The sequence below is a fragment of the Micromonospora sp. NPDC047756 genome (assembly GCF_055587245.1).
Map to the genome: position 1 here is coordinate 343,594 of NZ_JBVJGQ010000001.1, position 16,182 is coordinate 359,775.

11 protein-coding genes are annotated in these 16,182 nt (G+C 72.4%); 9 read left to right on the plus strand and 2 right to left on the minus strand.

The window, feature by feature from the left end; all coding sequences use genetic code 11:
- Window positions 1-17: 17 nt before the first annotated feature.
- Window positions 18-899 carry a helix-turn-helix domain-containing protein gene (locus ACZ6NZ_RS01605; protein ID WP_396795318.1) on the minus strand — a complete coding sequence of 294 codons (882 nt, stop codon included), beginning with the start codon at window positions 897-899 and terminating at the stop codon, window positions 18-20.
- Between the two features lie 158 nt (window positions 900-1,057).
- Here ACZ6NZ_RS01605 and ACZ6NZ_RS01610 point away from each other — a divergent pair, with 158 nt between their 5' ends.
- Complete coding sequence (locus tag ACZ6NZ_RS01610; protein ID WP_465854860.1) at window positions 1,058-1,924, plus strand: oxidoreductase; 867 nt, start codon at window positions 1,058-1,060, stop codon at window positions 1,922-1,924.
- Window positions 1,925-1,936: 12 nt separating this feature from the next.
- Here ACZ6NZ_RS01610 and ACZ6NZ_RS01615 read toward each other — a convergent pair whose 3' ends face one another.
- Window positions 1,937-3,406, minus strand: a complete 1,470-nt coding sequence (locus ACZ6NZ_RS01615) for an MFS transporter (RefSeq protein WP_465854861.1) — start codon at window positions 3,404-3,406, stop codon at window positions 1,937-1,939.
- A 225-nt stretch (window positions 3,407-3,631) separates the two neighbouring features.
- Between ACZ6NZ_RS01615 and ACZ6NZ_RS01620 the strand changes: the two genes are divergently transcribed.
- The 8 genes from ACZ6NZ_RS01620 to ACZ6NZ_RS01655 all read left to right on the plus strand — a co-directional run bounded on the left by ACZ6NZ_RS01620 (window position 3,632) and on the right by ACZ6NZ_RS01655 (window position 16,169).
- Window positions 3,632-4,111: a winged helix-turn-helix transcriptional regulator gene (locus tag ACZ6NZ_RS01620; protein WP_465854862.1), complete on the plus strand. Its 480-nt coding sequence runs from the start codon at window positions 3,632-3,634 to the stop codon at window positions 4,109-4,111.
- A 746-nt stretch (window positions 4,112-4,857) separates the two neighbouring features.
- A complete protein-coding gene (locus tag ACZ6NZ_RS01625) occupies window positions 4,858-6,108 on the plus strand; it encodes an HNH endonuclease signature motif containing protein (RefSeq protein WP_465854864.1) in 1,251 nt (416 codons plus the stop codon).
- Between the two features lie 909 nt (window positions 6,109-7,017).
- Window positions 7,018-10,044, plus strand: coding sequence for a S8 family serine peptidase (locus tag ACZ6NZ_RS01630; RefSeq protein ID WP_465854866.1), 3,027 nt, complete (start codon window positions 7,018-7,020; stop codon window positions 10,042-10,044).
- Between the two features lie 97 nt (window positions 10,045-10,141).
- Window positions 10,142-12,700, plus strand: a complete 2,559-nt coding sequence (locus ACZ6NZ_RS01635) for an ATP-binding protein (protein WP_465854868.1) — start codon at window positions 10,142-10,144, stop codon at window positions 12,698-12,700.
- Between the two features lie 40 nt (window positions 12,701-12,740).
- On the plus strand, window positions 12,741-12,980 hold the full coding sequence (locus tag ACZ6NZ_RS01640; protein WP_465854870.1) for a hypothetical protein: 240 nt from the start codon (window positions 12,741-12,743) through the stop codon (window positions 12,978-12,980).
- A complete protein-coding gene (locus ACZ6NZ_RS01645) occupies window positions 12,977-13,918 on the plus strand; it encodes a sugar kinase (RefSeq protein ID WP_465854872.1) in 942 nt (313 codons plus the stop codon). Before ACZ6NZ_RS01640 ends, ACZ6NZ_RS01645 begins: the two co-directional genes overlap by 4 nt.
- A 73-nt stretch (window positions 13,919-13,991) precedes the next feature.
- Window positions 13,992-14,873, plus strand: a complete 882-nt coding sequence (locus ACZ6NZ_RS01650; RefSeq protein ID WP_465854874.1) for an SMP-30/gluconolactonase/LRE family protein — start codon at window positions 13,992-13,994, stop codon at window positions 14,871-14,873.
- Window positions 14,874-15,065: 192 nt separating this feature from the next.
- Window positions 15,066-16,169, plus strand: coding sequence for an L-dopachrome tautomerase-related protein (locus ACZ6NZ_RS01655; RefSeq protein ID WP_465854876.1), 1,104 nt, complete (start codon window positions 15,066-15,068; stop codon window positions 16,167-16,169).
- Window positions 16,170-16,182 lie beyond the last annotated feature (13 nt).

The window sequence follows — 16,182 nt, forward strand, 5'->3', positions numbered from 1 at the left end:
CGGCCAGGACCGCCGGCTCACTCCAGCGGATAGAGACGGGCCGGGTCGCCGGGTCGAAGGCTGTCCGGCACGTCGTCCGCACTGCTGGCGGCGATCGAGCCGAGCAGCGCCAACGAGCGGGCGGACTCGGTACCGGGCTCGGCGTGGTAGATCACCAGCAGCTGCCCGTCGGCGCCCGCCACGGCGAGCTTGTCGCAGTAGAGGTCCAGGTCGCCCACCTCGGGGTGGTGCAGCCGACTGACGATGCCCTCCCGCCGACGCACCTCGTGGCGCGCCCACAACTGCCGAAAACAGTCACTCTTGAGGGACAACTCCCCCACCAGCGCCGTCAACCGCGGGTCGTCCGTGGCCCCGCCCGAGTCGGCACGCATCTGCCCCACCACGCTCTGCATCGCCTGCCGCCAGTCGCGGAACAGCTCCCGCTCGGCCTCGTCCAGGAACACCGCGCGGAGTCGGTTGGCACCCGGGGCGAGATTCGGCGACAGCGCCCTCGCCATCGGGTTGGAGGCCAGGATGTCCAGGTAGCGATTCTGCACGAAGGCCGGCATGGAGAGCTGCCGCAGCAGGTGCAGGATGCTGGCCGGCACTCGCTCGGCGGCCGGTCGGGCCGCCCGCCGCGACCGCGCCCGGCTCAACCCGATCATGTACGCGGTGGCTTCCGGATCCAGTCGCAACACCCCGGCGAGGGCATCGAGGACCTGCACCGAGGGATGCCGCTCGCGACCCTGCTCCAGTCGGAGGTAGTAGTCGGCGCTGATGCCGGCCAGCATCGCCACCTCCTCGCGCCGCAGCCCCGGCACCCTGCGCAGGCCCACCCCCGGGCCGAGTCCGACATCCTCGGGCCGGGTCTGCTCCCGGCGGGCACGCAGGAAGTCGCCGAGCGGGTTCGTTGCGTCCATGCCACCGACGGTAGATCGCCGGGCGGCCCGGTGACTGGCTGTGTCACTACCAGGAACAGCTCGCCCTGCCGCCCAGGTCACTCGCGGCGGACAGTCGTTGAGGGGTCGGATCCGTTCGGCCCCGGATGTCACCACGACTACCGAGACAAGAGGACGAGATGAGCGAGAACCTTCCCGGCGGTGCCCTCACCCCCGCTGACGGCCTCACCCTGAGCCGGATGGGCTACGGGGCGATGCAGTTGGCCGGCCCGGGTGTCTTCGGCCCGCCCCGCGACCGCGAGCAGGCGCTCGCCGTACTCCGCGAGGCCGTCGACCTGGGCGTCCGACACATCGACACGAGCGACTTCTACGGGCCCGTCGTGGTCAACGAGCTGATCCGCGAGGCGCTCCACCCGTACCCCCAGGGTCTGCATCTGGTCACCAAGGTCGGCGCGCGCCGCGGCGCCGACCGCTCGTGGATCCCGGCTCAGGAGCCGGACGACCTCAAGGCCCAGGTCCGGGAGAACCTCCAGCACCTCGGCCTGGACGTCCTCGACGTGGTCAACCTGCGGGTGGGCGTGGCGGAGGGCACCGGCGACGCGCCGCTCGGTGCGCAGTTCTCCGCCCTGGCGGAGCTGCGGCAGGAGGGCCTGATCCGGCACCTCGGGCTCAGCAACGTGACGCTCGACCAGCTCGACGAGGCCCAGGCCATCGCGCCGGTGGTCACCGTGCAGAACCTCTACAACCTCGCCAACCGCCGGGATGACGCCCTGGTCGACAGGTGCGCGGCGGAGAACATCGCGTTCGCGGCGTTCTTCCCGCTCGGCGGGTTCACGCCGTTGCAGTCCGACACGCTCGACGACGTGGCCGCCCGACTGGGTGCCTCACCGCAGCAGGTCGCCCTCGCCTGGCTGCTTCAGCGTTCTCCCACCACCGTGCTGATCCCCGGCACCTCCAGCCTGGCGCACCTGCGGGAGAACATGGCGGCGGCCGACCTGAAACTGCCGACCGACGTCATCGAGGAACTGGACGCGCTCGGCTCCTAGCGTTCGTGCGGCTCAGTGCTGGTGCGGCCGGTTGCGGATCAGGGTGAGCGCCAGCACCGCGGTGACGAGGAAGACGATGCCGGTGACCCGCAGCCCGGCCTGGACACCGGAGGTCAGTGCCTCCGCGATCGCCGCCCGGACCGGGTCGGGCAGGGGTTGGCTGCCGTTGGCGCCGGAGGCCACCGCCGCTCGCACGGCGGTCCGGGTGGGTTCGTCGATCTGGTGCGCGGCGAGCCGGTCCGGCAGGTCGGCCACCATCGTGGTCGTCAGGAGCGTGCCGAGCAGGGACGAGCCGAGTACCGAGCCGACCTGGCGGGCGGCGTTCACCGCACCGGAGGCCATACCGGCCTGGGCGGGCGCGACGCTGGCCAACGCCGCCGCCGTCGCCGGCGCCACCACCAGTCCGGTGGCCGCGCCGAACAACGCGAACAGCGCCCATCGGTCACCGAACGACGTGGTCGGCCCCTGGTTGGCCAGCGCGAAACTGGCCACCGCACCGAGGACCAGACCGAGGGTCAACGGCGCCTTGAATCCGGTACGGCGGATCGCGCGCCCGGCGCCGAAGGCGACCAGCACGTACGCGCCGAAGAGCACCAGCATTCGCCAACCGGTGTCCAGCGGGCTGAGCGCCTGGGCACGTTCGTGGAAGAGGACCAGCAGGATCGCCACGCCGGTGAAGCCGAACAGCGACACCGCGCCGACGACCATGACGGCGCTGAACGAGGCGGACCGGAACAGCCGCACGTCGAGCATCGGCGCGCTGGTCCGCAGCTCGACCAGCACGAACGCGACAAGCGCGACGACCGCGACGACCCAGGCCGTCGACACCACCGGGTCGGTGTAGCCGACCTTGCCCCCCTGGATCAGCGCGTAGACGGCGGCTGCGATGGCGACGGTACCCAGCAGCAGGCCGGGCACGTCGAGTCGGGCAGCGCTCGGCCGGGACTCGACCACCCCGACGATGGCGACGACGAGGGTGACCAGACCCAGCACGATCGTCGACAGGTAGACGCTGTGCCACTGGTAGTGCCGCAGCAGGAAGCCGGCGATGAGTGGGCCGATCGCGAGGCCGATGCCGGACGCCGCCGACCAGGCGGTGATGACCTCGGTCCGTCGGTGCGGATCGGTGAACGTCGCGCCGAGGATCGCCAGGCTGTTCGGCAGGATCAGCGCCCCGCCGAGGCCGGCGACCAACTGCCCGACGATCACCCACCCGACGGTCGGAGCCTCAGCCACGACCGCTGCGCCGACGATCATCGCGACGACCCCGGCACCGAACATGCGCTTACGGCCAAAGCGGCTGCCCAAGGTGGCCGCGGACAGCACGACGCTCGCCACCATCAAGGTGTACGCGCTGGGGATCCAGACCAGAGTGGTGGGGTCGACCCGCAGGTCCCGCTGGATGGTGGTCAACGCGGAGACGGTCGCGGTGATCTGCAGGAACGTGATCATCGCGCCCAGGCACATGGCGATCAGGGTCACCGGGCGGGAGCCACGCAGGGATGAGCGGGCAGGGGTGGCTGATGCAGGTGGGATCTTCCCGTGCGGGGTCGCTCCGCGCGGGGTCGCTCCGGGCGGGGTCGGGGCCGTGGCGCTGGTGGTCACTGGGATCCTTCAGGCTGATGGTCTGACTTGCGTATGCTGAAGTCAGCGCGATCCAGTGAAGCACCTGGCTAGCATTCATGCAAGTCAGGTAGGCTGGTCGGCATGGAGGACCTACGAGACGATCGCGATTCCTGGACGAGCGAGAACTGCTCGGTAGCCCGGGCGATGGACATCGTGGGCAGCAGATCAACGGTCCTGATCATGCGCGAGGCCCTGCTCGGCACACGCCGCTTCGACGACTTCGTCCGCCGGGTCGGCGTCGGCGAGCCGGCAATGGCCGCCCGCCTCAAGGACATGGTCGCCGCCGAACTGCTCGAACGAATCCCCTACCGGGAGCCAGGGCAGCGCACCCGCCACGAGTACCAACTCACCCGCAAGGGCCGCGACCTCCTGCCCGTCATCACCGCACTGCGCAACTGGGGCGACACCTGGGCCGCCACCGACACCGGGCCGTCCGTCGTCGCCACCCACCACGACTGCGGCGAACCGATCCGCGCGGTGCTCCGCTGCGCCGCCGGCCACGAGATCACCGACGGCGACATCGACATCATCGCCGGCCCAGGCCTCGTCCGGCGCGACTGACCACGGCGCCACGAGCCTGGGCCAACCGGTTAGGGGATCCTCCTTTCGCTGGCCGCGCTTGCCAGCGCCCGTCGCGGCACCTAGGCCCGGCCGACAGCCGCGATCTGGGACGGAACGGCGCAGGGCGCAGCGCGACACGGCGCGGCGCGACACGGCGCGGCGCGGCGCGGCGCGACACGGCGCGGCGCGACACGGCGCGGCGCGACACGGCGCGGCGCGGCGCGACACGGCGCGGCGCGACACGGCACGGCGCGGCGCGGCGCGACACGGCACGGCGCGACACGGCACGGCGCGACACGGCACGGCGCGGCGCGACACGGCGCGGCGCGGCGCGCGGCGCGGCGCGACACGGCACGGCGCGACACGGCGCGGCGCGGCGCGCGGCGCGGCGCGACACGGCGCGGCGCGACACGGCGCGGCGCGACACGGCGCGGCGCACGGCGCGGCGCGGCTCACGGCGCGGCGCGGCTCACGGCGCGGCGCGGCGCACGGCGCGGCGCAGCGCGGCACGACGCGGCGCGGGCGGCGCGGAGGGGCGGAGGGCGCGGGTATGGGCACGGCGTGGCACTACACGGGCACGAGGCGGCATGGGCATGAGGCGGCACGGCACTGCACGGGCACGGCTTTCTCAACTGATCAAGCCTTGTCGGCCTCGGTGGCGGAGCTGCCATGATCAGCATCGAGCCCCGACAACGGATCGATCATGGTCGACTGAAAGTGTCGTACACCTGTTCTAGTGTCGGGTCATGGTCGAGGAGTTGGCGCAGGCAGACGACGCGGTCGCCGCCTGCGTCGACGCCGCTGCCTGGGCCCTTGCGGAACCCGACCTGATCACCGCGCTCGACGCCGCACACCGCCTTCAACAACGTCTCGCCGCCGTCACTCTCGCCCTGATCCGCGAGATCGACGGCCGCGGCACCGCCCGCACCCAAGGAGCCTCCTCCACCGCGGTCTGGCTCCGCGAACGGCTACGACTGACCATCCCCGCTGCCCGCCGCCTCGTCGACCTCGCCACCGCCTTGGACACCAGCAACCCTGGCATCCGACAAGCCCTGGCCGACGGCACCATCACCCTCGACCAGGCCCGGGTCATCGCCGACACCGCCACCACCGTGCACACCACCGCCGGCACCGACGTCGCCGACAAGGCCGTCAGCCTGCTCACCGACTGGGCCGGGCAGTTCGACCCCACCCACCTGCGCAAGCTCGGCACCCGCATCCTCGACCACGTCGCCCCCGACCTCGCCGACGCCGCCGCCCGCGCCGCCCTGGACGCCGAAGCCGCCCGCGCCGCCCGCGACCGCCACCTCACCCTCTCCGAACAGACCGACGGCCGACTTCGGCTCACCGGCACCCTCGACGCCGAAACCGCCGGCCTGCTCCGCGCCGCCATCGACCCACTGACCGCCCCATCCGGACCGGACGACTCCCGGTCCCCCGGTCAACGACGCCACGACGCCCTCGCCGACGTCTGCCGACTCACCCTCCGCACCGGCGAACTACCCGACAGCGGCGGCGACCCCGCCCAAATCGTCGTCACCACCACCTACGACGCGCTCACCCGGCAACTGAGCAGCGGCACCCTCGACACCGGCCTCACCCTCACCCCCGAGGCCGTACGCCGACTCGCCTGCGACGCCACCATCCTGCCCGCCGTCCTCAATGGCACCGGCCAAGTCCTCGACGTCGGCCGACAACGCCGACTCATCACCGGCCCCCTCCGCCGCGCCCTCGTCCTGCGCGACCGCGGCTGCACCTTCCCCGGCTGCGACCGACCACCCCGCTGGTGCGACGCCCACCACATCCACCACTGGACCAACGGCGGCCCCACCAGCCTGACCAACGCCGTACTACTCTGCGGCCACCACCACCGACACCTGCACCACAGCGACTGGGCCGTCCGGCTCGGCAACGACGGGCACCCCGAATTCATCCCACCCGCCTGGCTCGACCCCGAACAACTCCCCCGCCGCAACCACTACCACCGACGCACATAGGAGCAGCCAGCCAACGCCGACCAGCCGGCGGGCGCACGGCCGACCTGCTCGATCAGCCCGACCCCTGAAGCTGGGCCACCAATCCGCCTGCGCTCTCGGGCAAGGCGCAACCGCCGGTGGCTGGATTCTGGATCAGCGGCCCGCTCCGCTTGCTCGACGGAACGCGGGCGCGATTCCGCCTGAACAAGACAGAGGCCAGGCCCCGCCTGCTCGACGGAACGCGGGCGCGGCTCCGCCTGCTCGACAGCGCGGACGAAAGCGGCCCGGCCACCGAACCACCGACCCTGTCGTTTGCTCCGCCTGTTGGTCGGCGGGCCGAGGCTGGCGACGAAGTCGTACAGGAGCAACTGCCCCGAGAACGACCGCGGCCAGACCGACCGGGACCAGACCGACAGAGCCCAGACCGACCGGGGGCCAGGCCGGCCGGGGCCAGGCCGACGGGGACCAGGCCGGCCGTGCTGACGGCGAGGTGGGCGTCGAGGATCGCATCGTGTGCGACCTCGACCGACGGGACCGGCAGGTCCTGGAACCGGGAGAGTCCGCTGCGGTCCGCGCGTACGTCGTTGCGTGGTTCAGGATGCTGCCGTCGCACCAGGTGGACGAGCGTCAGACAAGCCACGTCGCCGACCATCCGGACAGGACAACGAAGCCGGGCGGTCGACGGCGTCGCGCCGGAACACATGGCACAGATCTCTCAGGTCGACGCTTCCAAATGACGCGCAAAGTACCCGTTGTGTTACGAGCTTGTTTCCAAGATGACGGGCAGGTTACGGGTGCTTCTCGATGATCGGTACCGATCCTAGGTTTCGGCCACCGTCATCAGTCGTGGCGGCCGGCACCGAACGTGGAGGCAACGACGTGCCACAACCGAACGCACATCGGACCGGACGGGCCAGGTACGGGGTCAGCATGCTGGCCGCCGTTGCGCTGACCGCGGCCGGCCTGACCAGCCTGCCCGCCAGCGCCACCGCCGCGCCGGCCGACAGTGGGCCGACCGCCCGTTACCTCGTCCAGCTCACCGAGGAGCCGCTGGCCACGTACACCGGCGGGGTTCCCGGGATCGCGGCGACCAAGCCGGCGGACGGGGCCAAGCTGAACCGCACCTCCGGGAACGCCAATGCGTACCGGGATCACCTGCGTCGGCAGCGTAAGTCGGTGCTGGACCACGTCGGCGTGCCAGCCGATCGCACCCGCGTCACCATGGAAACCGCGTTCAACGGCTTCGCCGCCGACCTCACCGGGCCGCAGGCCGCCCGGCTGCGCGCCACAACCGGTGTCCGCGCGGTGTACAAGAGCCAGAAGGTGCACGCCGTCACCTCGCACACCCCCGACTACCTGGGCCTGACCGGCAAGGGCGGGGTGTGGAAGAAGGAGTTCGGCGGAGACTCCCGCGCTGGTGAGGGCGTCATCATCGGGGTCATCGACAGCGGTTACTGGCCGGAGAGCGCGAGCTTCGCGCCGCTGCCCAACCCCCGCCCCGACCAGGCCGTCATCGACGCCAAGTGGAAGGGCACCTGTGACGTCGGCGTCGAAGCGCCGGTCAGCTGCAACAACAAGGTGATCGGGGCACGCTGGTACAACGACAGCGGCATCGCCGATGCCTTTCCGGACGACTACTCCTCGCCGCGCGACCGCAACGGCCACGGCACCCACACCGCCAGCACCGCGGCCGGCATCCACGGCGTGCGGGCCACGTCGGGCACCCAGGACCTGGGCATGATCTCCGGCATGGCGCCGGCCGCACGGTTGGCGATCTACAAGGCTCTGTACGACAACGGTGCGGGCGGCGCGACCGGCACCGACATCGACATCGTGCACGCCATCGACGACGCGGTCGCGGACGGCGTCGACGTGATCAACTACTCGATCGGTGACGACACCGAGCAGTTCGGGGCGGTCGACGCGACGTTCTTCAACGCGGCCGCCGCCGGGGTGTTCGTCGCCGCCGCCGCCGGCAACTCCGGCCCGTTCGCCAACACGGTCGACAACTCGACGCCGTGGCTGACCACGGTGGCCGCGAGCACGACCGACCGGCAGAACACCCGGAAGCTCACCCTCGGCAACGGCACCACGATCGCCGGCGTGGGCATGGGCGAGACCGGCGTCGGGCCGGCCCGACTGGTCTTCGCGAAGGACAGCGCGATCGATCCGGACGGCGCCTACGGTGCCGGTCTTTGCGCCGACGACACGTTGGATCCGGCCAAGGTCAGGGGCGCGATCGTGCTCTGCCTGCGCGGTGAGATCCCGCGTACCGACAAGAGCATCGAGGTGGCACGGGCCGGCGGCGTCGGCATGGTGCTCTACAACGACGAGCTGAACTCCCTCAACGCCGACGTGCAGGCCGTGCCGACGGTGCACATCAACGAGGTCGACCTGGCCACCGTCACGGCGTACGTCGCCAAGGGCAACGCCACGGCGACCATCTCGCCGAGCCGGCTGGAGACGGTGGAGGCGCCCGCTGTCGCCGCGTTCTCCTCGGCGGGCCCGTCCAACCTGAACGCCGGCGAGCTGCTCAAGCCGGACATCAGCGCGCCCGGTCAGGACATCGTCGCCGCGTTCTCGCCGTCCATCGGCGGCAACGACTTCGCCCTGGAGTCGGGCACCTCGATGGCGGCGCCGCACATCGCCGGTATCGCCGCCCTGCTGCTGGCCAAGCACCCCGGCTGGTCGCCGGCGGCGGTCCGCTCGGCGCTGATGACCAGCGCCGTGGACAAGACCGACAAGGGCAACCCCATCAAGATCGGCACGTACGACGCGACTCCGCTGAACTACGGCGCCGGCCAGGTCGAGCCGGGCAGCGCCTTCGACCCGGGCCTGGTCTACGACTCCAACCAGCAGGACTGGATCCAGTACCTGTGCGGGGTTTCCGCCGACCGTGGCGGTGACTACGGGCTCGGCGACCTGGACGGCTGCGACACCGTCGACGCGATCGACACGGCACAGCTCAACTACCCGTCCATCTCGCTGGGCCGGATGGTGGGCAAGCAGACCGTGACCCGGACTGTCACCAACGTCAGCGACAAAACCAGCACCTACACCTCCTCGGTGCAGGCCCCGCCGGGGTACAAGGTCAAGGTCACCCCGAAGAAGCTGCAGATCCGTCCGGGCCACAGCGCCCGCTTCACGGTCGAGGTCACCAACACCGGTGGCGCGTTCGACACCTGGGCCGACGGTTCGCTGACCTGGCGCGACCAGTTCAAGCACGCGGTACGCAGCCCGCTCGTCGTCCACAATTCCGGTCTGGTCGCCCCCGACGCCATTACCGGCAAGGGCACCTTCGGCAGCGTCCGGATCGCCGCCGAGGTGGGCTACAAGGGTCAGCTGGTCTCCCAGCTCTCCGGCCTCACCTCCGGTACCAGCACCGCGGTCACCCTGAAGGGCGATGGACCGAGTTGGGACTGGAGCACGTCGAACAACCTGCCGGTGCCGCTGCCCGCGTCGATCAGCAGGACCACCCTGCACGTCCCGGCCGGCACCCGCAGTCCGGAGATCCACGTCACGTCGGCGCGGCCCACCTGCTCCCACATCGACTGGGACGACGAGGAGGGCGTGATGGAGTGCACCGAGTTCAGCCTCAACGTCTACGACAAGTCCGGGAAGTTCGTCACCGCCACGGCCAGCACCCGGATCGGCGCCAAGGTCACCCTGCCGGACGGTGCCGGTGACTACATCGTGGTCGTCGAGCAGGAGTTCACCGAGAACATCAAGGACGGCGCGAACGCGTACACCGTCACCAGCTACCTGCCGGGCGCGCCGGGCACCTCGACCGGCCGGTTCACCATCGACCCGAAGCAGCGCAGCGTGCAGCCGGGCGCGACGGCGAACCTGACTCTGCGCTGGTTCGGTCTCGCTCCGGGTCAGCGCTACGTCGGCGTGGTGGAGTTCCGCAACGGTGACGGCTCGCTGAAGACCGTGCCCGTCACCATCCAGTCCTGACTGCACCCCCCACCCGGCGGATCGGCGTGTGACCCAGGTCACCGCCGGTCCGCCGGCCCACTGTCGCGCCGGACAGAGGTGATCTGCTCGGCCCACGGTGATCGACAGTGGCGAGGAAAAGACACGGGGCGGCGGGAGCCCGACTCCCGTCCGCCCCGAACGTCTGCGCGGGCCCGTCGAGTTCGTCGGCCGCGCGACGGAGCTGGCGCAGTTACGCCGGCTCGTCGCCACCCCGCCCTGCCTGATCCTGCTCGAGGGCGAGCCTGGAATCGGCAAGAGCCGACTCGTCGCCGAACTGCTGGCCGAACTCCCCGGACGACACCTCGTCGGCGAGTGCGACGACGTGCCCGAGCCCTTTCCGCTCGGCGTGCTGCTGGATGCGATCCGGGGCGGCGCCGACCGACTCGGTCCGCTCAACCCGGTGGCCGGGGCTCTCGCGCCGCTGCTACCCGAACTGGCCGACGTACTGCCGAACGCCCCGCCCCCGTTGACCGACCCGGCGGCCGAGCGGCATCGCCTGCTCCGCGCCGTCGCGGCGGTGCTCGCCGCGCTCAGTCCGGCCACGCTGTTGCTGGAGGATCTGCACTGGGCGGACCCGGCGACCTGCGAGCTCCTCGCCTATCTGAGCACCCGTCCGGTGGAGGGGCTGGCAGTGGTGCTGACCGCGCGTACGGCGACGCCGGGGAGCAGCACGCCGATCCACGACGCCCTGGCGCGCACTCCTCCGTGGAGCGTCACGCGCGTTGCGCTCGGCCCGCTGGACGCCGCCGACGTACACCGGTTGGCGGCCCGCACCCTGCGCCTCGACGATCCGCCGCAGCAGCTGACCACCACCCTGCTCGACCGCACGGCCGGCATCCCGTTCGTGGTCGAGGAGGTGCTGCGCACGCTCGCCGAGCGGGGCGGCGACCCGCTGGCCGACGACAGTGTCCCGTTCGTCCTGCGTGACGTGCTGCTCTGGCGGATGCGTCCGCTCGACGAGGCCACCCGGGAGGTGCTCGGCGCGGCGGCCGTACTGGGGATGACGCCTGACCAGCGCATCCTCGCCTCGGTGCTCAGCCTGGACCGGGTGGCGATCGGAGCCGCGTTGACCGCCGCGCACCGGGCGGGCCTGCTGCACGACGCCGGGGACGGCCTGCGGTTCCGGCACGACCTGGCCCGACAGGTGGTGTACGACCTGGTGCCCCGGGAGAGCCGGGAGTGGCTGCACCTGCGGGTGGCGCGGGTGTTGGAACAGGAGCTGCCGAGGCCGGTGGCCCAACTGGCGCACCACTACCGTCGAGCCGGCAGCGGGGCCGACTTCGTCCGCAACGCCGAGGCGGCCGCCGACCTCGCCACCGAGCGTGGCGACGACGCGACAGCGGCCAGTTTCCTGCTCCAGACGATGGACATCGCCGAGCTGCCCCGACCGGTACGGGTTCGGCTCGCCGCCAAGCTGGGCCGGTCGGCCATCGACGGACTGAGCCAGGCCGAGGCCATCCCGGTGCTGGAACGGCTGCTCGCCGACCGACGGCTGCCGCCGGGCGCCCGAGGTGAGCTGGGTCTGGTGCTCGGGCGGATGCTGCGACAGCAGGGCGAGGCGCTGCGCGGGTACACCGAGATCGAGCGTGCCGTGCCGTACCTGCGCGCGCCGCGCCGCAAGGCCCCGGCGCTCGCGGTGCTGGCGGCCCCCGACACCGTCGTCGGCCGGCACGTCGACGACCACCTGGCCCGCTGCGCGGAGGCGGAGACCGCCGCCGCGGCCAGCGGGGATCCGGCGGCACACCTCGCGGTCCGTATCGCCCGGGCCTCGTTGCTGCTGGAGCTGGGCGATCCGGCGGCGTGGGCGATCATCTCCGAGCTGCGCGCGTCCGCCGACTTGGCCGACCGGCCCCGCGAGCACGCGCGAGCCTGCCTGAACTGGGCGCAGGGCGCGCTGCACGCCGGTCACCCGGAGCAGGCCGAAGCGCTGCTGGCGGCCGGTCGGACGCTTGTCGACGAGACCGGGTACGAGCGGCTGGCGTCCCTGGTCGAGGCGACCGAGCTGTCACTGGACCGGGCCGCCGGCCGGCTGGACGGGCTCGCCGAACGGCTCCGCGAATTGGTGGCCAACGCCGAGCGGATGCCGGTCACCCTGCTGGACGCGCGGGCCGAACTGGCCACGGTGCTGGCGCTGGTTGCCGGCACCGGACCCGGCGGCACCACCGAGGGCCGCACCGGACCCGGCGGCACCACCGAGGGCCGCAACGGAGCCGGCAGCACCGCAGAGGAACGCAACGATCTGCGCAGCATCGCCGAACGCCGCGATGACGTGCGGGCCGCCGAACGGGCGCTGCGGGATGTGGTGGCCGACGCTCGGCGGGTCGGCGCGATCTGGCCGCTGGTGCAGGCACTCTCGGCGCTGGCCCGGCTGCTGCTGGTCGACAGGCCGGACGAGGCGGTCGGGCACGCGTCCGAGGCGCTGTCGCTGGTGCGCGGGAAGGGCGTCCTGGCCTGGGCAGCCGAGGCTGTGCTGGTGTTGGCCGAAGCGGCAGCCGCGACCGGTGAACCGGCGCGGGCGGCGAGCGCGGTGGCCGAGTTGGAAGCCGGGATCGCCGGCCGCGAGGCTCCACTCGCCCTCGCCGCACTACGCCGATGCCGGGAGTTCATGCCCGCCACCGGCAAACTCCCCTGGTGACTCACCATCTCGACCTACCGCAACCACTGAGGACACCATGATGAACCTGCTCGACGAGCTGCGGACCCACCGGCTGTTGGCCATCCTGCGCGGCCCGGACCCGGCCGCCGCGTTCGTGCCGGTCGGTGGTGTCGACGCGGACGGTGCTCGGCGCTACCTCGACCGGGGCGCGACAGCCGTCGGTGTTGGTTCCTCGCTGCTCGGCGACGCCGTCCGAGGCGGCGACGCGACGGCGCTGCGCGAGCGCGCCGCCGCCTTCCTCGCAGCGGTCCGGCCATGACCGACCTGCTCACGCTCGGCGAGACGATGGCGGCGTTCCGCACCACCGGTCCGCTGCGACTCGGCGGCACCGCCGGCATCTCCGTCGCGGGGTCGGAGTCGAACGTGGCGATCGGCGTGGCCCGGCTCGGCCACCGGGCGGCCTGGATCGGTGTCACCGGTGCCGACGAGCCCGGCGAGCTGGTCCGCCGTACGCTGCGTGCCGAGGGTGTCGACCTGACCTGGTCCCGGATCGACACGACCGCCCCCACCGGCCTGATCCTCTTCGAGAACCGTGTCGCCGACATCTTCCGGGTCACCTACCACCGGGCCGGGTCGGCCGGGTCGCGGCTGGGCCCGGCCGACGTGGCCCGGCCCTTCGACGTGCCGGGGTCGCCACCCCGGCTGCTGCACGTCACCGGCATCACCTGCGCGCTCGGCGTCGAGCCGTACCAGGCGGTGGTGGAGGCCGTGCGGCGCGCCCACGCCGCCGGCAGCACGATTTGCCTGGACGTCAACCACCGCAACCGGCTCTGGTCGGTGGCCGACGCCGCCGCCGCGCTGCGTCCGCTGCTGGCCTCGATCGACCTGGTGATCGCCTCCGACGATGAGTTGGCGGTGCTCACCGACGCGACCGACCCGGCCTCGGCGCTGCTCACGGCCGGCGTCACCGAGGTCGTGGTCAAGCACGGTGCCGATGGAGCGACGAGCCACCGCGCGACCGGCACACTGCACCGTCCGGCCCGGACGGTGCCGGTGGTGGACACCGTCGGCGCGGGCGACGCCTTCGTCGCGGGGCTGCTCTCCGGCTGGCTCGACGGCGTCGACGCGTCGGCCCGACTGGACCGGGCCGTCACCACCGGCGCGTTCGCTGTCGCCACCCGGGGGGACTGGGAGGGCCTGCCCGACCGGGCGGAGCTGGCGCTGCTGGACCACGAGCCGGGCGGTACGGTCCGCTGACCGGGTGGTGGGCGGTCACCACGGATCGACAGGACCGCCCGCCGCCTCCGCGCAGATCGTTTGGAGGAGCGAGATGGAGCTGACCGAGCCGACCGTCTGGAGCACCGACCGGTTGGAGTTGGGCGAAGGGCTGCGCTGGGTCGACGACCGCCTGATCCTCGTCGATCTGCTGGCCGGACGGCTGCTGAAGACCGACGGCGACGCCCCCGCAGAGCTACGGGAGGTGCGCCGTCTCGACGTCCCGCTCGGCGCGGTAGCCCCGGTGGCCGGCCGGCCCGGTGACTGGCTGGCCGCCGCCGGAACCGGTCTCACAGTGCTGCCCGCCACCGGCGACCCCCGACCGGTCGCCGACCTGGTCGCCGACGCACCCGTTCCCACCCGGATGAACGACGCGGTCGCCGACCCGCACGGCCACTTCTGGGCCGGCAGCATGACGTACGCGATGACGCCCGGCGGGGGCACGCTGTTCCGGCTCACCCCCGGCGCGGCACCGGTGCCCGCGGTCACCGGACTGACCATCCCGAACGGACCGGCGTTCGACGCCTCCGGCACCACCATGTACCTCGCCGACACGCCGCGCGGCGAGATCGACCGGTTCATCGTCGACCCCGCGACCGGGGCCCTGAGCGGGCGGGAGCCGTTCCTCCGGTTGCCCTCCGGCGACGGCGGACCGGACGGCATGACCGTCGACGCCGCCGGTCACCTCTGGATAGCGCTGTGGGGCGGTTCGGCGGTCCGCCGCTACCGGCCGGACGGGACCCTGGAGCAGGAGATCCGGCTGCCGGCGAAACAGCCGGCCGGGATCTGCCTGGGCGGCCCCGACCTGAGGCGACTCTTCATCGGCACCGCCCGGGTGGGGCTGGACACGCCCGGCCCGGAGGACGGAGCGCTACTCGCGGTGGACGTTCCCGTCCCCGGGCTGCCCGCCGCCCGGGCCGCCGCGCCGGTGGCCTGACCGGAACCCGGACCGGCCCGCCTTCCGGCCCCGCCGTCCCTTACTGCCCCGCCGTCCCTTACTGCCCCGCCGTCTCTTCCGGCTCCGCTGGCCGGCGACGCATACCGGACGTCCGGGCGGGAATAGCAGCGGTGGAGCGGGACATCCGGCGGGTCGGAAGGGGCGGGCGATGAGCACCGTGGGGCGGACGTCATGAACGGGCCGGTCGGCGACGAGCCGGTGGGCGAACTGGAGTTGGTGCACACCTTCACCGGCCCGATGCCGACCGGGGTGAGCGTCTCGCACTCCGGCCGGATCTTCGTCAACTTCCCGAAGTGGGGCGACGAGGTGTCGGCCACCGTGGTCGAGCTGCGCGACGGTCAGGAGGTGCCGTACCCCGACCAGGCCTGGAACGACCCGTCCGGCGACGACGACGCGGGCGCGTTCGTTTCGGTGCAGAGCATCGTGGTGGACCCGGCCGACCGGCTCTGGGTGCTGGACACCGGCAGCCCGATGTTCCAGCCCACCAAGCCGGGCGGCCCCAAGCTGGTCCGGATCGACCTGGACACGGACACCGTCGCCCAAGTGATCACCTTCCCGGCGGACGTGGCGCTGCCGACGACGTACCTCAACGACGTCCGCTTCGACCTGCAGCGGGGCGAGGCGGGGGTCGCGTACATCACCGACTCGGCCGACTCCGGGCCGAACGGGATCATCGTGGTGGACCTGGCCAGCGGGGCCTCCTGGCGGCGGCTGCACGACCACCCGTCCACAAAGGCGGAGCCGCTGACGTCGTTCCGGCCGGTGGTGGAGGGCCGGCCGTTCCTCGAACGGCCGGCCGACGGCCCGCCGAAGCCGGTGAGCATGGGTTCCGACGGCATCGCCATCTCCGCCGACGGCGAACGGCTCTACTACTGCCCGTTGGCGTCCCGACGCCTGCACAGCGTGTCCACCGAGGCGTTGGCCGACCCGGGCGTCACCCAGGAGGCGGTCGCCGACACAGTGGTCGACGAGGGCGACCGGGGCACCGCCTCGGACGGGTTGGAGAGCGACGACGCGGGGCGGCTCTACCTCACCGCGTACGAGCACAACGCGGTGCTGCGTCGACTGCCCGACGGCGAGTACGAGACCCTGGTGCACGACCCACGGCTGCTCTGGCCGGACACCATGTCGGTGGCCACCGACGGGTACCTCTACGTCACCGCCAACCAACTGCACCGGCAGGCGCAGTACCAGCGGGGCAAGGACCTGCGGCGCAAGCCGTACGCGCTGTTCCGCACCCGCATCGACGCCGGGCCGGTGCTGCTGCGCCGCTGAGTACCCGCCGACC